This window comes from Dietzia sp. IN118, from assembly GCF_032905965.1.
Lineage (GTDB): Bacteria > Actinomycetota > Actinomycetes > Mycobacteriales > Mycobacteriaceae > Dietzia > Dietzia kunjamensis.
This window is the reverse complement of sequence record NZ_JAUMSR010000001.1, coordinates 1-16,786: the sequence shown is the minus strand read 5'-3', so window position 1 is coordinate 16,786 and position 16,786 is coordinate 1. Positions and strand designations below refer to the sequence as shown.

Sequence of the window (16,786 nt, the reverse complement as noted above, 5' to 3'; positions counted from 1 at the left end):
TTCATGAGCACCAACACTCACACCAGCAGCGGACCGTCCCCCGGTTCCTCATCGCTCCGGCTTCTCGTCGGGCGCGAGGAAGTGGTCATCAACGACCGCTACGAGACGCTGTCGATCGCCAATGACGTTCTGATAGCCCTGTTCTTCCTCGTGGGCAGCGTCCTGTTCTTCTTCGACTCCACACAGACCATCGGCACCTGGTTGTTCCTGCTCGGCTCTCTGGAGTTCCTCGCACGACCGGCCATCCGTCTCGCCCGTCGGGTCCACCTGAAGCGGATCGGCACGAACTCGGGGAACCACGGCAGCGACTACGACTACTGAGCCGAAACGCCACCGCCCGCGAACCGCTCCGAGAGACACTCCATGGCGTCTCCGGTCCGGGCTCTTCACGCCGTTCCGGTGGTCCGTTCGCCGGGCCGCGCGTACGGTCGGCAAGCAGCCCACAGACCTCGTCGCGAGGAATGTCAATGTCACACGGGAATCAGTCAGCCCCCGATCGAGTGGAACGCCCCTGGGGCGAACGCACCCCCTACGGCCCCGGCGAGCAGTGGCCGGTCCGAGTGGACACCTACCTGGCCGACGGAATGGCCGAGGCGGATGTCGACCGCTGGGTACAGACGGCGTCGATCCTGCACTCCAACGGCGACGGACTGGACATCGCCGTGAAGGACGACCGAATCTGCGGGGTGCGTGGACGTGCCGACGACCGGGTCAATCGCGGACGACTGGGGGTCAAGGACCTCTACGGCTGGCAGGCGAACTCCTCACCGGACCGGCTGACCCGCCCGCTGGTACGCGAGAACGGCGTATTGGTGGAGACCGACTGGGACACGGCGATGGACCGGGTCGTCGGCCGGACCACCGAGTTGCTGGACGAGCAGGGCCCCAGCGCGATCGGTTTCTACACCACCGGGCAACTCTTCGCCGAGGAGTACTACACCCTCGGTGTGATCGCCCACGGTGGCATCGGCACCAACCACGTCGACGGCAACACCCGGCTGTGCACCGCGACGGCCGCCGCGGCGCTCAAGGCGTCCTTCGGATGTGACGGTCAGCCCGGCTCGTACGCCGACATCGACCACGCCGACGTCGTCTGCCTCTACGGACACAACATGGCCGAGACGCAGAGCGTGACCTGGATGCGGATCCTGGATCGTCTGGCCGGGGACGACCCGCCCGCGATCCTGTGCGTGGACCCACGCCCCACCCCGGTCGCCGAGCACGCCACCCTCCATCTGACCCCGAGGCCGGGCACCAACCTGGCGCTGATGAATGGTCTGATCCACGAACTGCTCGAGGCCGGCCACATCGACCGCGACTACATCGACCAGCACACGGTCGGATACTCGTCACTGGCCGAGCAGGTCGCCGACTACCCGCCGGAGCGGGTGGCCGAGATCTGTGACGTGCCGGCCGAGCAGATCCGCCGGGCCGCCCGGCTCATCGGGGGCGCCGAGCGGCTGATGTCCACGGTGCTGCAGGGTTTCTACCAGTCCAACCAGGCCACCGCGGCCGCTGTGCAGGTCAACAACATCCACCTGCTGCGCGGGATGCTCGGCCGGCCCGGGTGCGGCGTGCTGCAGATGAACGGCCAGCCCACCGCCCAGAACACCCGTGAGTGTGGCGCCGACGGCGACCTGGCGGCCTTCCGGAACTGGTCCAACACCTCGCACGTGCAGCACCTGGCCCGGGTGTGGAACGTCGACCCGATGGACATCCCGCATTACTCGGCACCCACCCACGCCATGCAGATTATGCGGTATGTGGAGGACGGTTCGATCCGGCTGTTGTGGGTCAGCGGCACCAACCCGGCCGTCTCCCTGCCGGAACTCACACGCATCCGCTCGATCCTGTCCCAGGAGCGACTGACACTGGTGGTGCAGGACATCTTCCTCACCGAGACCGCCAGGCTCGCCGATGTCGTCCTGCCGGCCGCCACATGGGGCGAGAAGACCGGCACGTTCACCAACACCGACCGGACGGTGCACCTGTCGGAGAAGGCCGTCGATCCGCCCGGCCAGGCCAGGGCCGACCTGGACATCTTCATCGACTTCGCCCACCGCCTGGGGCTCAAGGACAAGGACGGCGGGCCGCTGGTCAAGTGGCACGACCCCGAATCGGCGTTCGAGGCGTGGAAGGACTGCACCGCCGGCCGGCCGTGCGACTACACCGGGCTGACCTACGACAGACTGCGCGGCGGCTCCGGTATCCAGTGGCCGTGCAACGACGACAACCCCGACGGCACCGAGCGGCTCTATTCGGACGGGAAGTTCTGGGCGGACCCGGATTACTGCGAGAACTACGGTCGCGACCTGGTCACCGGCGCCCCCAAGGACGCCACCGAGTACACGGCGATGAATCCGGAGGGCAAGGCGATGCTCAAGGGCGCGGAATACCTCCCCGCGCACGAACCGCCCGACGAGCACTTCCCCCTGCAGCTGATCACGGGCCGGACCATCTACCACTTCCACACCCGCACCAAGACCGGCAGAGCCCCCGAGTTGCAGGCAGCCGCTCCGCAGGTGTGGGTGGAGATCTGCGCCGCCGACGCCGCGGCCGCCGGCATCACCGAGGGAGACCTCACGGAGATCGCCACCCCCCGCGGACGGGTGCGGGCGGCCGCCCGGATCACCGGGATCCGACCGGGAGTGATCTTCCTGCCGTTCCATTACGGCTACTGGGACACCGGCGACAGCGCCGGACCGGAGGGCGACGCCGTGGGGACGGCGGCCAACGAGCTGACCCCCACGGACTGGGACCCCGCCTCCAAACAGCCGATCTTCAAGACCGCCGCCGCACGCATCGCCCGGGTCGCCGACCGCGACACCACCTCCCGTGGCCGCCCGACACGCGTATCGACAGGAGGCCCGACATGAGGCTCGGACCCGTTCTCCGCGAACTACACCGCTCCGAGGTCGGGCTCGCGCACAAACTTCTGCAGGTTTCCGAGCGCCACAAGGTCGATCATGAGATCTACCACGTCGCACGGGACCTGGTGGGCTGGTCCCGCAGCCACATCGCCGGGATCGCCCGGATCGGTGGCGACTACGGCCAGGACCTCGACCCCGCCCCCCGACTCGAACTCGGACTGGCCGAACGGGCGCGGGAGAAGGGCAGCGAACTGCTCGGCAGACACCACACCCCGGAGCTGCTCCTGCTCGAGGACCTACGGACCGTCTACATGGAGGCCTCCGGGGTCGCCATGGACTGGCTCCTCATCGCCCAGGCCGCGCAGGGCCTACGGCACCGCGACCTTCTCGAAGTCGCGGAGAAATGCCAACCCCAGACCACGCGCCAGGCCACATGGGCCCAGGCCAAGCTCAAAGAGACCGCCACCCAGATCCTGGTGAGCTGACAAACGAGAGGAATCGCCATGCCGAAGACAGACAGCGACGGGAACGCGAAGGACAGCGAGCTGCCCTCGACGCTGCAGCGAAGCGACCAGAAGGCCAAGGACACCTTCGCCAAGGCCTATGACTCGGCGGAGGAGGAGTACAGCGACGAGTCCCGTGTCGCGCGGACCGCCTGGAGCGCCGTCAAGCACACGCACGAGAAGGTGGGCGACCACTGGGAGCCCAAGGACGGCAAGGGACCCTCGGATTCACGCTCGGAGAGCGGCGGCCCGAACCCCTCCGGAGAGTCGAAGGGCGGGGTGGACGCCAACGCCAGCAAGGACCACCTCTACGAGCAGGCGCAGCGGCTCGACATCGAGGGCCGCTCCGACATGACGAAGGACGAGCTCGTGGAGGCGCTGCGCAAGGCCAACGACCGGAAGACGAGGGAGAGCCGAGACGACTCGTGAGCCCGGCAGGACGGGTCCCGCCCCGGCCCCCTCGCACCGAGGATGAGACCACAGATGGACCACGCCCGTGCCCGGGAATCACTCTCACTCACCGGCTCGGTCGCGCCGGGCACGGGGGGCCATGATCGGAGCCGGCATCCTCGCGCTGGGCGGCCAGGTCGGCGAGCTGGCAGGCGGGTTGATGCCACGGGCGTTGTTCGCCGGGGCCGTGGTCGCGGACTTCAGCGCCTACTCGTACATCCGGAATTCGGCGAGCACCCCGTCGTCCGGTGGTATCGCGATGCTGCTCGAGGCCGCGTACGGCCTCGCAGTGATCGCCGGCTCGTTCTCCCTTCTCATGTACGTGTCGATGATCCTCGCCGAGTCCCTCCTCGGGAGGAACCGCGGCGACCTCGACCCCGACCTGGATCCGGAGACGGTCGTGACCACGCTCGTGGCGCCACTGGTGCTGACGCCGCTCGTTCCCGTCCGATCGCTGCGTCAGGGGGTGCGCCTCGATGGATTCCGGCCTGGCCTCAAGATCGGACTTGGCCGTCCGGACGGACTGATCGACCTTCCACAGGTCGTGGACCGTCCATCACGGCCGGGTAGATATTGCTGACGTACCCCTTGTGGCCGGCCGCCTGGCGCGACCGCTCGCTCGGTGCCTCGTCCGAGGTGACGTTCTGTCCGATGACCTCGACGAACCGTTGCTTCTTCAGTGGTTCGGCCCGGTCGGCCTCCTCGAGGGCATTCAAGTTAGCCGCCGAGAGCATCCCCACATCGGCCACGACTACCATGTCAGCGATCGTGTGCCGCCCCCCCGGAAGGCGGTGATGACCGGGATCAACGTCTTGGTCTCTGCCTTGTCAGACCCACCAACCCGGGTCCCGCTCAATTGGTGACCCCCGCGCCACACGCTCAGCCTCATGAATTGCAGCAAACCTAGCGAATCAGCCGGGAACGACGTCAACTTGCGGAACTCAGGTTAGACTCAGCTCAATTTTGTGAGACAGAACACAACCAGCCCCAGGGGGGACCGTGCAACTTCGCCGAACCGGAATGCGCGCAGCCGCATTCGCCACCGCCATCGCCACCGCATTCGCCGGAGGGGCCGTGGTCGCCCCCGCCGCCGGCGCGCAGGGATCGTCCAACGACCCGGCGCCCGCCTTCTACCAGCCGCCCGCGGACCTGCCCGCAGCCTCCGGCGAGCTCATCAAGACCGAGCCGTTCCCCCTCGCCGCCGCGATCCCGCCGATCCCCGGCGCCGACTCGATCTCCGATGCAGCCGGACCGCTGTCCACCGACGCGCAGCGCATCATGTACACCTCCGTCGGATCGCGCGACCAGGCGATCGCCGTGACCGGCGCCTATCTGCAGCCGCGCGCACCGTGGACCGGCCCGGGCACCCGCCCCCTGGCCGTGATGGCGCCCGGAACCCAGGGGCAAGGCGACCACTGCGCGCCGTCCAAGACGTTCCAGAACCTGGCCACCGTCCGCACCGACCCGCCGGGAGTCGGGTTCGGTTACGAGCTGTTCCAGACCTACGCGCTGCTCGCCCGCGGGTACGCCGTCGCGATGACCGACTACGAGGGGCTCGGCACCCCTGGGCTGCACTCGTACGTCAACCGCGAGTCGCAGGCCCGCGCAGTGCTCGACCTCGCGCGCGCCGCGTCGTCGGTACCGGGCGCCGACGTCGAGCCGGACGCCCGCACCGTGTTCGTCGGCTACTCCCAGGGCGGCGGGGCGGTGGCCGCGGCCGCCGAACTCCACCCGCAGTACGCGCCCGAGATCAACTTGGTGGGTACCGCCGCGGGCTCCCCGCCGGCCGACCTGCTCGCCACGCTCGAGCAGATCGACGGCACCGCCATCGCCGGGGCGATCGGCTACGCGATCAACAGCCTGATCGACGCCTACCCGGAGATGGGCCCCCTGATCAACCCGTACTTCAACGACCGGGGCCGGGCCATGCTCGCCGTCACCTCTGACCAGTGCATCGGCGAGACCGCGGTCCAATTCTTCCAGCAGCGCACCACTGACTTCACGATCTCGGGCCTGTCGGCCGGCGACATCGTGCGCAGCGAGCCCGAGATCCTGGCGTTCCTCGAGCGTCAGCGCATCGGCCGCCTTGCCCCGACCACGCCCGTGCGTGTGCTCTCGCCCGTCAACGACGACGTCGTCCCCGGCCACCAGTCGCAGCAGCTCGGCCGAGACTGGTGCGCGCAGGGCGCCGCCGTCGACATGGTCATCGACCCGATGCCTCCCGTCGCACCCGGTCTGGCGATCGGCCACGCCGTGCCCATGCTCACCGGTCTGGAGGGCAACCTCCGGTACCTCGACGACCGCGTCAACGGAGTCCCGGCGTCGAGCAACTGCGGAACCTACTGAGGCCGGGCGGGCCCCGGCGCCGGACCCGCCGCCCTTATGCAAGCAGGTTGCGCAACTCGGTTGTAGACTCGCCGGAGTGACGCCCACCGACCCGCCGCCCGACATCGCCGCCCTGGCGGACGATCTCCGCCACGCGCTGCGCCCCCTGTGGCGACGGTTCAACTCCCACCGGACGTTGTCGATGGGCAAGGTCGGGATCCTGTCCCACCTGGAGCAGCGCGGGTCCCTGACTGCGACCGACCTGGCAGGCCTTGAGCGGATCAGCCATCAGGCCGTCGCCAACGCCGTCCGCGAACTCCGCGACCTGGGCCTGGTCTCCCGCAGCCCGGACCCCGCCGACGGCCGACGCACCCTCGTCACCATCACTACAGGCGGGCGCGAGAAGCTCCGCACCGAGCGCGCCGCGGGCCAGGACTGGCTGGCTCACGCGATCGCCGACCACCTCGATGACGCCGAGCGCGACCGTCTCGCGGCCGCGGTCCCCCTGCTCCGCCGCCTCGACTCCGAGGACGCCCGATGACCCCTCACCGGCGCCCGGCGCCCCGCTGGTTCGTCGAGGCCCTCGTCTACGCCGCCCTGACCAGCTCGATCGTCAGTTCCCTCGGCATGCTGCTGGTGCCGTCGGTCTCGGCGGAGTTCGGCATCCCGGTGAGCACGGCGCAGTGGATGCTCACGGCCAACCTGCTCGTCGGCGCGGTCGCGACCCCGATCATGGGCCGCCTCGCCGATGGTCCCCATACCCGGAGGCTGCTCCTGACCAGCCTCGGCGTGATCTTCCTCGGGTCCATCATCGCCACCGTCGCGCCGAACTTCACCGTCTTCCTCATCGGCCGCGCGATGCAGGGGCTCCTCTACGGCACGGTGCCCATCACCATCGCCCTGGCCCGCCGGCACCTCACCTTCACCGAATCGCAGCCCACCATCTCGACCCTCTCGGTCACGGTGTCGGTGGGGATGGGGCTGGGTTACCCGCTCACCGGCATCCTCGCGGCGACGTTCGACCTGCGGGCCGCGTTCGCCTTCGCGGCGCTGTTCGTGGCCACCGCGGCGTTCGGCGTGTGGCGATTCATCCCCGCGGGCCCCGATCCGCTCGCGCCCCGCACGCCGTTCGACATCGGCGGGGCCCTGCTGTTGGGCGGCGGTCTGGCCGCGCTGCTGCTGTGGATCTCCGAGGGGCAGATCTGGGGCTGGGGGTCCGCGACGGCGCTCGTCGTCCTCGTGGTCGCGCTGAACACGCTGCTCTTCTGGATCGTGCACAGCATCCGCACCCTGCATCCCCTGGTCAACCTCCGCGCGGTCCGCCGGCCGGAAGTCCTGCTGGCCAACGCCACCGCGATCGGCCTGGGCACCGCGATGTACATCGGGTTGTCCATCGCGAGCCTCGTGGCGCAGGCACCCGCCGACACCGGCTTCGGCCTGGCGGTGCCGCTGATGTGGGCGGGCTTCATGATGGCGCCGCTGTCGGCGGGCAGTCTCGTGGCCAACCGCACGGTCCGTGCCCTGTCCCGCCGCTACGACATGGCGGTGTTCCTCCCCGTCGGCGCGGCCGTGATGACGGTGGCGTCGGTGCTGTTGTGGTTGCGGCACGGCGACTTCTGGACGCTGGCGATCGGCATGTTCCTCTTCGGCGCCGGGATCGGCTCGGGTTACGCCGCGATGCCCGCGCTCATCGCCCGCAGCGTGGCGGTGGACCAGCTCGGCAGCGCGGTGAGCTTCAACCAGGTGCTGCGCACGGTCGGCGGCGCGGTCGGCGCGGCCCTGTCGGCCGCCGTCCTCGCCGCGCACCCCTCCGACTCCGCGTACTCGACCGACGAGGGCATCACCATGGCGTTCGGCGTGGGTGTGATCTGCTGCGCGACGGTGATGCTCGCGTTGGTGCTTCACGCCATCGCAGGTCGACGACGACGAGCCCAGCAGTAGCCCCGGCGTCCCGCATTCTGCGCGCGATCGCACTCGGGCATGCGCGTCGGATTCGACGTGCCTACGGGGTCGGAGTCAGGCCCAGGGGGTCGTGGCCTGAAGCACCGCTTCCTGCAACGCGCTGGTACGCAGTGCCGTGACGGTCTGATATTCGGGGTCGGCGACCATCTCGCTGAACGCGGCGCGGCTGGGGTACCGGACCAGCAGAACGGCATCCCAGTCCTGGCCGGTCTCGGCGACCAGGGCTGTGGAACCGTCACCGGCGTAGAGCACCTCGGCGCCATAGCGGGGAAGGAAGGTCTCGTTCAGCGCCGCGGCGTACTTCGCGTAGTCCTCACGCCCGCCATCGGCGAACCGGAGCAGGTTCAGCATCACCACCGGGCCGCCGGGGTCGTCGGCGAGGTAGCGCTTGAGGTCTCTTCCGCGGGGATCGATAGCCATCAGGCGAGTATCTCCGCCAGTTCCGCCGCTGTGGCGCGAACGGCCATCCTCACTTCTTCTGCCGACGGCTTCCGCCGTGCCAGTCCTCCTGCGTGCCGACCGTGTCCGCGTCGACTCCGAACGCGGCGAGCTGCGGCTTCTCGCGCAGGCTGCGCTTGAGCTCGGCGAAACCCGGGAAGCGGGCGAGCCCCACCACGTGGTCCCAGAGCTCGGCCGCCGAGTCCTCGTGTGGCAGCCGGCTGATCACGGGTCCGAAGAAGGCGACACCGGTCGGTGGTTCGAAGTGGATGATGGGCGTGCCCACATCCTTGCCCGTCAGCGAGAGCGCCTCGTCGGTCTCCCGGCGGATCTCGGCGTCCCACGACTCGTCGTCGACGGCGTCCGCCAGTTCGAGCGGCAGGCCAGCGTCGGCGAGGACCAGCCTGGCGAACTCGCTCGTGCCGCGCCGCTCACGCTCGTCGCCTTCGCTGCGGTCGTCGCCGGCGTCCGGAGCGGTGTCGAAGATGCGCGCCCCGAAGGCGGCGTACAGCGGCGCCATCGCCTCCCGGCCGTGCTCGGCTCGCGCCCGAGCCGCCACTCTCAGGAGCCGCAGCCCGGCGGTGTGGCCGGCTTCGTACTCAGGGGGGAAGTGCGCGTCGTAGTCGACCTCGGCGTTGACCAGGCGCAACGAGATGAACCGCCAGTCGACGGTGTAGTCGCGCTGCGCTTGTACTTGGCGCACCCATTTGCTGGTCATCCAGGCGAAGGGGCAGACCGGGTCGAAGTAGAAGTTGATGTCGGCGTCCATGCGCCCACCCTAGCCAGGTGTTCCGGCCGCGCAGCCCGCTGGCGAATAGCATGGTGCACAACCGGTGGCCAGGAGGACTCCGCGTGACCGACACACCAGCCGATCGCGAACAGAACCGGGGCGACGGGCTTGGGCTTCGCCGCCCGCGGGTGATCGTGTTCGACGTCAACGAAACCCTGTCCGACACCACGGCGATGGCGGCCCGGTTCTCCGACGTCGGGGCACCCGGCTCGATGTATCCCCTGTGGTTCGCCGACCTCCTGCGCGACGGCTTCGCCCTCACCGCCGCAGGCGCCGCTCGCCCGTTCGCTGACATCGGTACCGGGCTCCTGCAGGTCATGCTGTCGGAGGTGGAGCTCAACCGACCTCTCGACGAGGCGATCGAGCACATTATGAGCGGGTTCGTCGGACTCGACCCCCATCCCGATGTCGCCGACGGCGTCACGGCGTTGACGGAGCTGGGGATCCGGTTGGTCACCCTCAGCAACGGTTCGACACACGTCGCCGAGAAGCTCCTCACGTCAGCCGGTGTACGACGCGACTTCGACTTGCTGCTGTCGGTCGACTCCGCCGGCGCGTGGAAACCAGCCGCCCCTGCCTACGAGTTCGCACTCGAACAGTGTGCTGTTGCCCCCTCGGACGCCATGCTCGTGGCCGTCCATCCCTGGGACATCGACGGCGCCCACCGGTTCGGCATGACAACGGCGTGGATCAACCGCACCAACGGTGTGTACCCGAAGCACTTCAGCAACCCGGACCTCGAGGTCACGGACATCACGCAGTTGGCCCGCCGCCTCAGTTGAGAAAGCGGTTGACCATTCCCTTGGGCTGCGGGTCTCGGGCAACCCTCGGCGCGAGGCTTCAGAACACACTGCGGGCGAGAGTTCCTATCGCCATGCAATGCCATAGAGGGGTCCAACAGTTCCCGCGCACCTGCTGAAAGCCGAAGCCGAAGCGCCACTCGTGCCGGCACCGATAACCAGACGTTATGACAAGTAGACGATGCCGAGTATCCCGCGAACTCGACCCCTCCCCGAGCGGGCCAAATGGCAGGTGGATCAGCAGAGGAACCTAACGAGCTATCCGATTGCTAGTTGGTGGCGACTGCGCCTTCCGTGATTGCATCGCGCAGCACGTGCTTGAGAATCTTCCCCGAGGGGTTACGCGGAATGGGCCGGGTGATGAGCTCGCGCGGAAGCTTATAACCCGCAATGTACTGGGATCCGTACTCGCGGAGTGACTCCAAGGCGACGTCGCGGCCCTCAACCGGGGTGACGACGGCGATGATGCTCTCCCCGAACATCTCGTCCGGCCGCCCGACGACCGCCACATCGGCCACGTCCGGGTGGCTGGCGAGGGCCTGTTCGACCTCCACCGAGTAGACGTTGCGCCCGCCCGTGATGATCATGTCTTTCATCCGATCAACGATTGTGATAAACCCGTCAGCGTCCCGGACCGCCACGTCGCCGCTGTGCAGCCAGCCGTTGCGGAGCGCATCCATGGTGGCCTCGGGTTTGTTCCAGTAGCCCTTCATGATGGTCTCGCCTCGGTAAATGATCTCCCCGGGCTCGCCGACCGCGGTGTCGTTGCCCTCGTCATCGACGATCCGCGTCTCGGCATTGGTGATGGACATCCGTCCGGTGGCATCCGGGCGGGCGCGTACTTCGTCCGGGGTGAGGAAGATTCCGGTCGGGCCGCCCTCGGTCTGGCCGCACAGCTGGAAGAACTGCACGTGCGGCAAGGTGGCGAGCAAGCTGGTCGCCGCGTTCGGCGGCATTGGTGCGGCGCCAAAGAAGCCCAGCCGCCATGCGGACAGATCGCGCGTGCCGAGTTCGGGGTACTGCAGCAGCATCTGGTACATGGTGGGCACGCCCAGGAACACGGTGATGCGGTGCTTCTCCAGCGCATCCAGGACCGCCTTGGGCTCGAACGCTGGCAGCACCACGTGAGTGGTGCCCAGGCTGAACCCTGACATCACGAACAGGACCAACTCCGCGCAGTGGTACATCGGCGCGACGTGCAGATTCCGGTCGAAGCTATTCATGCCGAGTGCGGAAACCGAGTTCCCCACCCACAGCATGCGGTGGTGGTCGAACAACGCTCCCTTGGGGCGCCCGGTCGTGCCTGAGGTGTAGAGGATGATGCAGTCGTCGTCCTCGATGACCTCCGCCTCCGGCGCGGTGGTCGGCATGGTGTCTGCGAGCCGCGCGATGCCCTGCGCTGCGGCCTCGTCCAGCACCAGGCTTTGCGGCGCGGACGGCAGCGGATCGAGCTCGTCGAGACCGGCCACCACCACCGCGAGCTCCTCGGAATACAGCAGCACCGTCGCACCGGAGTCCTCGAGCAGGTAGCGAAGTTCGCGGGCCGGCACGCGAGGGTTGAGAGGCACAGCGATGGCCCCCAGTCGGAACGCTCCGTACAAGCCCAGGACGTACGCATCGGAGTTCGGGCTCAGCAGCGCCACCCTGTCGCCCTTACCGACTCCGAGCGACGCCAACGCATGCGCGTACTGATCGGTCCGGGCCGCAAGCTGCTCATACGAGTAGATGCTCTCGCCGAAGATCAGTGCAGTTTTGTCCGGGTGCCGACGGGCATTGAGCGCGAGGGCGCCTCCGAGAGTGGCCATGGTGACTCCTGAGGTGTTGAAGACTCCGGGATCGGACATGTGACCCCGGACACAGCCGAAACTGTAACCGCCAGCGCGGTGCTTGTACAAATGTTCAGTGAAGCCGGAAACGCGGCTCAGGTGGCGGGCCCGGGGAAACGATCGACAGCTCCACCCTCGGACACGCTCACGCCGAGTTCGGGCTTGCTGTGCCCCTCGGTGTGAGTGAAGGTCCCGAGGTGAGTCCAGACGGCATCGACCAGCGGCTGCAGGAACAGCCGGCCCATCTGGTTGATCATCACGTCGACCACCTGGACGGAATCGGCGCGACCTCGCGAGGCCGCGCCAGTCTCGCGCATCGCAACGACCTCCCGGTGGGTGAGTTCGGTAAGTCGCTCCAGCAGTTGCCCCCGCCGGCCACCGGGTTCAAGTAGCGCCTGTCGGAGGTAGTTGACCACCTCCGGGTTTCTGACCAGCATTTCCGCGACGGACTCGTTCCGGACGCGAGCGATTTGTTCGCCGGCCCCATCGGTCGGGGCAGAAGCAAGGGCCGACGCGAAACGTTCCACGACGATCTGCTCCACAGCCTCGCGGAGGCCGTCTTTGGACCCGTAGTGATGAACCACCAGCCCGACGGTCACCCCGGCGGCGGCCGCGACTGCCCGCATCGGTGTGCGGTCCTCGCCGTTGGCCGCGTAAAGCTCGAGAGCGGCGTTGCGGATTCGCGCTTTGGCGGTGAGGTCTTGGTCGTCGAAATGCTGGGCGGGGCGGTCCACGCGGCCTCCCTTCCGTTGATAAACGAGTCTACGGGGACGCGCCAACCGTTAGCGCTATACGATGACTAAGTTTACTGACCGCTTGTATAGTCACCGAAATGAGTCTTCGATCGCTCCGACCCCTAGCCGGCATACAGGTCGTCTCATTGGCTACCAACCTGCCCGGTCCGCTAGCCGTAGCAGGCCTTAGTGACCTCGGCGCCGCGGTGATCAAAGTGGAGCCGCCGGCGGGTGACGCCTTGGCCGTGGCCGCGCCCTCCTGGTACGCAGAACTGACACAGGGGGTGGAGGTCCGTCGGGTCGACCTCAAGAGTGGTAGCGGCCCGGAGGAGCTGACCAGGCTGCTCGATACGGCGGACGTGTTGGTGACCGCCATGCGCCCGTCAGCGCTTCGCCGTCTCGGCCTCGGCAACCTCGGCGACCGCTTCCCGCGGTTGTGTCATGTGGAGATCGTGGGCTACGACGGCGCCGACGAGGAAGTCGCGGGCCACGACCTGACATATCAGGCAAGATACGGCACCATCCGACCGCCACACCTGCCGCTGGTCCCGGTCGCCGACACCATCGGTGGGGAGCGGGCCATCTCGGCCGCCCTGGCCCTGCTGCTGGCGCGGGGACAGCACGACTCCGGTGGACATCAACGCATCACTCTCGACGCGGCCGCGTACGACTCCGCGGCCGCCCTCCGACACGGACTGTTCGGCGATGGAGCACCACTGGGCGGGGCTCTGCCCTCCTACAACATCTATGCCACCGCCGACGGCCATATCGCTCTGGGGGCACTCGAGCCGCACTTCGAGGTCCACATCAGAGAGGTACTCGATTGTGACGGCACATACGCCGCCTACGCCCGCGCCTTCAGCGCGCACCCCACGGCCCACTGGGAGGATCTGGCCGCGCGCCACGACATCCCGCTCAGCGCCGTTCGCCATGCCCGGCCGGCCACAGCGCAGACCACCCACGCGCTCACGGCGACCACCACCCGACCACCCCGAGGAAGGACCCAGTCATGACCGACTCCCCCCAGCCCCGTAGCTTCCGCACCACCCGCGAGGCCGTGATCATCGATGCCGTCCGGACACCGGTCGGCAAGCGCGGCGGGGCGCTGGCCGCCTGGCATCCCGCCGATCTGCTGGGGGCCACCCTCAAGGAACTGGTTCGCCGCAGTGATGTGGCGCCGGAGAAGATCGACGACGTGATCGCCGGATGTGTGATGACGCACGACCAGCAGAGCTCCAACATCGCCCGCCATGCAGTGCTCTCCTCCGGCCTGCCCGATTCGGTGCCGGCAGTGACCGTGGACCGACAGTGCGGCTCGGGGCAACAAGCTGTGGCATTTGCCGCCCACGGTGTGGAGGCGGGGTCCTACGACCTCGCCATCGCATGCGGCGTGGAGTCGATGTCGCAGGTGGCACTGCCGTCGTCCCTACAGCCCGGAGCCCCGCTCGGCCCGCAGTACTCCCCCCGGGAACTGGCCCGCTACGACGGCGGACTGCTGGTGCAAGGCCCGTCCAGTGAGCTGATGAACACCCGCTTCGACCTCAGCCGAGAGGAACTCGACGCGTTCAGCCGCCGGAGCCACGAGCGGGCGCTGGCCGCCACCCGCGACGGCCGCTTCGAGACCCAGCTGGTTCCGCTGCGCCGCGACCCGCTCGATGACTCCAGCGAGCCCGTTACCGCGGATGAGGGGATCCGGGCCGAGCTCGACCCGGAGAAGATGGCGTCCCTGCGGACAGTGTTCGCCGAGGACGGCAAGACCACCGCAGCCAACTCCTCCCAGCTCAGCGACGGCGCCGCCGCACTGCTCATCGCCGACCGCGAGTTCGCCGAGGCCAACGGGCTCACCCCCCGCGCCCGCTTCGTGGTCCACGCGGTCGCGGCGGCCGATCCGATCATCCAGTTCACCGCAATCCTCGAGTCCACCCGCAAGGCCCTTCACCGGTCGGGGCTCACGGTGGACGACATCGACCTGTTCGAGGTCAACGAAGCGTTCGCCGGCGTGCCGCTGATGTTCCAAAGAGAGTTCGGCGTCCCCGACGACAAACTCAACGTCAACGGCGGCTCGGTGGCCGTGGGCCACCCCCTCGGATCCACCGGCGCCCGCATGATGACCGACCTGCTGACCGAGCTCGAACGCACCGGCAGCCGATACGGACTACAGACCATCTGCGAAGCCCACGGCACCGCTAACACCACCATCATCGAACGCCTCTGACGAGTCCCGTCCGTCCCAGCCACCGTCCCAGCCCCACTGAGGAGCACCACCATGACGTCCCACCCCATCGTCACCGGTCTGCCGTCGACACACGGTGACAGTTATCAGCTCAACACCACGACCCTGCTGCGGCACTCCACCCGGACCTACCCCGAGCAGGAGATCGTATTTCGCACCGTCGACGGGGGCTGGGACCGCTACACCTACGCCGACATGTTCGAGCGGGTCGGGAAGTCAGCCCACGCGCTGACCGGGCTGGGTGCCGGGCCCGGAACGGTGGTGGGAATCCTGGATTGGAACTCTAAACGCCATATGGAGCTGTACTGGGCGATTCCCGGTATCGCATCGGTGATGCTGCAGATGAACCTGCGCCTCGCCCCGGTGGACCTGGCATATGTCACCGACCACGCCGAAGCCTCGATCGTGCTGGTCGACGAGTCCCTACTGCCCGTGGCTGAGGCGCTGGTCGAGCAGGGTGTCGGGGTGAAGACGTGGGTGGTCATGACGGACAAACCACTCTCGGAGATCTCCACCACCCTGCCCGGGGTCGTCCACTGGGAAGACGCGCTGACGGCCGCGGAACCGGGCTTCGACTGGCCAATGATCGACGAGACCTCGGCGTACAGCGCGTGCTACACCACCGGCACCACCGGCCGCCCCAAGGGCGTGTACTACTCCCATCGCGGGATCTACCTCCACACCCTCTCCGAGGCAGCGCAGTTGAAGATGGGTGACGACGACACCGTCATGATCATCACCCCGATGTTCCACGGCCAGGGCTGGGGACTGCCGCAGTCGGCCATCTACTCGGCCGCGAAGGTGGTGCTGCCCGGGCGGTATACGGCCGAGGACACCTCTGCGCTGGTTGACGCGATGATCTCCGAGTCCGTCACCGTGGCCAACGGTGCCCCCGCCATCTTCGAGCCGATGCTCGACTACATCCGGACACTCAAGACACGCCCGGACTTCAGCCGCGCCCGTCTGCTGTCCGGGGCGACCGAACCGTCGCTGACGCTCATGCGCGGCTTCCATGACCTCACCGGTGCTGACATCATCCACGCCTACGGCGCCACGGAGACCACTCCGCTGGTCACCGTCAACGCAGGCCTGAAGCACACGCTGCGGGACGTGCTCAGCGAGGACGAGAAGTGGGATCTCAAGCGGGCCCAGGGTCTGCTGGTCAACGGGATCGACATTAAGGTCGTCGGACCGGACGGAACCGAACTACCCCACGACGGTGTCTCCCAGGGCGAGGTGCTCATGCGTGGCCCGTGGATCATCGAGCGGTACCACAAGATGGAGGACAAGGGCGACGCGTTCGCCGACGGTTGGTGGCGCAGCGGCGATGCCGGCACGATCCGCTCCGACGGTTACCTCAAGCTGACCGACCGCATCAAGGACGTGGTCAAGAGCGGCGGCGAATGGATCTCCTCGATCGACATGGAAAATGCGATCGTCGCCCACCCACAGGTCCGCGAAGCCGCAGTGGTGGGGATCGAGCACCCCAAGTGGCAAGAGCGCCCGGTTGCGATCGTCGTCCAGGAAGACGGCGCCGATCTCGGCGTCGACGACATCCACGCCGTGTTGGAAGACAAGTTCGCCAAGTGGCAACTGCCCGACATCGTCATCTTCGCCGACGCGCTGCCGCGCACCAGCGTCGGCAAGCTGGACAAGAAGACGCTGCGCACCGACCACGCCGATCTCTACCGGGGAGCCGAGGAATGAGCGGCCAGAACGGACACGATGACGTGGTCCTCAGCGAACGACGCGGCGCCGTCGCGATCCTGCGCATCAACCGACCCGAGGCCCGGAATGCACTGAACGCCGCGGTGTTCGACGCCTTGAACAAGCACCTCGCCGAGCTGCGGACCGA

General features: G+C 68.0%; 16 protein-coding genes and 1 pseudogene. 13 read left to right on the top strand and 4 right to left on the bottom strand.

Annotated elements, in window-relative coordinates; translation table 11 throughout:
* The first annotated feature begins 3 nt into the window (after positions 1 to 3).
* The 8 genes from Q2K20_RS00085 (at position 4) to Q2K20_RS00050 (ending at position 8,089) form a co-directional block, all read left to right on the top strand.
* On the top strand, positions 4 to 321 hold the full coding sequence (locus Q2K20_RS00085) for a YrhK family protein (RefSeq protein WP_043568772.1): 318 nt from the start codon (positions 4 to 6) through the stop codon (positions 319 to 321).
* A 146-nt stretch (positions 322 to 467) separates the two neighbouring features.
* Complete coding sequence (locus Q2K20_RS00080) at positions 468 to 2,876, top strand: molybdopterin oxidoreductase family protein (protein ID WP_227022444.1); 2,409 nt, start codon at positions 468 to 470, stop codon at positions 2,874 to 2,876.
* Complete coding sequence (locus Q2K20_RS00075; protein ID WP_096906549.1) at positions 2,873 to 3,355, top strand: hypothetical protein; 483 nt, start codon at positions 2,873 to 2,875, stop codon at positions 3,353 to 3,355. Before Q2K20_RS00080 ends, Q2K20_RS00075 begins: the two co-directional genes overlap by 4 nt.
* 18 nt (positions 3,356 to 3,373) lie before the next feature.
* Complete coding sequence (locus tag Q2K20_RS00070; protein WP_096906548.1) at positions 3,374 to 3,802, top strand: ChaB family protein; 429 nt, start codon at positions 3,374 to 3,376, stop codon at positions 3,800 to 3,802.
* Between the two features lie 121 nt (positions 3,803 to 3,923).
* Positions 3,924 to 4,403: an APC family permease gene (locus Q2K20_RS00065; RefSeq protein ID WP_007633049.1), complete on the top strand. Its 480-nt coding sequence runs from the start codon at positions 3,924 to 3,926 to the stop codon at positions 4,401 to 4,403.
* Between the two features lie 440 nt (positions 4,404 to 4,843).
* A complete protein-coding gene (locus Q2K20_RS00060; RefSeq protein ID WP_069388651.1) occupies positions 4,844 to 6,169 on the top strand; it encodes a lipase family protein in 1,326 nt (441 codons plus the stop codon).
* A 76-nt stretch (positions 6,170 to 6,245) separates the two neighbouring features.
* The gene (locus Q2K20_RS00055; RefSeq protein ID WP_227022445.1) at positions 6,246 to 6,689 is read left to right on the top strand and encodes a MarR family winged helix-turn-helix transcriptional regulator; all 444 of its coding nucleotides are present in this window, start codon (positions 6,246 to 6,248) and stop codon (positions 6,687 to 6,689) included.
* On the top strand, positions 6,686 to 8,089 hold the full coding sequence (locus Q2K20_RS00050; protein ID WP_317176496.1) for an MFS transporter: 1,404 nt from the start codon (positions 6,686 to 6,688) through the stop codon (positions 8,087 to 8,089). The genes Q2K20_RS00055 and Q2K20_RS00050 overlap by 4 nt, the downstream gene beginning before the upstream one ends.
* Positions 8,090 to 8,164: 75 nt before the next feature.
* Here the strand turns inward: Q2K20_RS00050 and Q2K20_RS00045 are convergent, their stop codons facing one another.
* Positions 8,165 to 8,530 (bottom strand): DUF1330 domain-containing protein, encoded by a 366-nt coding sequence (locus Q2K20_RS00045; protein WP_007633060.1) that lies wholly within the window; start codon positions 8,528 to 8,530, stop codon positions 8,165 to 8,167.
* A 49-nt stretch (positions 8,531 to 8,579) separates the two neighbouring features.
* A complete protein-coding gene (locus Q2K20_RS00040) occupies positions 8,580 to 9,317 on the bottom strand; it encodes a hypothetical protein (protein WP_096906546.1) in 738 nt (245 codons plus the stop codon).
* Between the two features lie 83 nt (positions 9,318 to 9,400).
* Here Q2K20_RS00040 and Q2K20_RS00035 point away from each other — a divergent pair, with 83 nt between their 5' ends.
* Positions 9,401 to 10,120 carry a haloacid dehalogenase type II gene (locus Q2K20_RS00035; protein ID WP_096906545.1) on the top strand — a complete coding sequence of 240 codons (720 nt, stop codon included), beginning with the start codon at positions 9,401 to 9,403 and terminating at the stop codon, positions 10,118 to 10,120.
* Positions 10,121 to 10,407: 287 nt separating this feature from the next.
* Here Q2K20_RS00035 and Q2K20_RS00030 read toward each other — a convergent pair whose 3' ends face one another.
* Both Q2K20_RS00030 and Q2K20_RS00025 read right to left on the bottom strand, forming a co-directional pair.
* Complete coding sequence (locus Q2K20_RS00030) at positions 10,408 to 11,943, bottom strand: class I adenylate-forming enzyme family protein (RefSeq protein WP_069388656.1); 1,536 nt, start codon at positions 11,941 to 11,943, stop codon at positions 10,408 to 10,410.
* 116 nt (positions 11,944 to 12,059) lie between these two features.
* Positions 12,060 to 12,698 carry a TetR/AcrR family transcriptional regulator gene (locus Q2K20_RS00025; RefSeq protein ID WP_069388657.1) on the bottom strand — a complete coding sequence of 213 codons (639 nt, stop codon included), beginning with the start codon at positions 12,696 to 12,698 and terminating at the stop codon, positions 12,060 to 12,062.
* Between the two features lie 98 nt (positions 12,699 to 12,796).
* Between Q2K20_RS00025 and Q2K20_RS00020 the strand changes: the two genes are divergently transcribed.
* From Q2K20_RS00020 to Q2K20_RS00005, 4 genes and pseudogenes are all read left to right on the top strand, one after another.
* On the top strand, positions 12,797 to 13,711 hold the full coding sequence (locus Q2K20_RS00020) for a CoA transferase (RefSeq protein ID WP_119193243.1): 915 nt from the start codon (positions 12,797 to 12,799) through the stop codon (positions 13,709 to 13,711).
* Positions 13,708 to 14,913 carry a thiolase family protein gene (locus Q2K20_RS00015; protein ID WP_069388659.1) on the top strand — a complete coding sequence of 402 codons (1,206 nt, stop codon included), beginning with the start codon at positions 13,708 to 13,710 and terminating at the stop codon, positions 14,911 to 14,913. Before Q2K20_RS00020 ends, Q2K20_RS00015 begins: the two co-directional genes overlap by 4 nt.
* A 51-nt stretch (positions 14,914 to 14,964) precedes the next feature.
* Positions 14,965 to 16,638 (top strand): long-chain-fatty-acid--CoA ligase, encoded by a 1,674-nt coding sequence (locus Q2K20_RS00010; protein WP_096906541.1) that lies wholly within the window; start codon positions 14,965 to 14,967, stop codon positions 16,636 to 16,638.
* Positions 16,635 to 16,786, top strand: a pseudogene (locus Q2K20_RS00005) (2,3-dehydroadipyl-CoA hydratase); the annotation flags it as partial. The gene Q2K20_RS00010 and the pseudogene Q2K20_RS00005, both read left to right, overlap by 4 nt.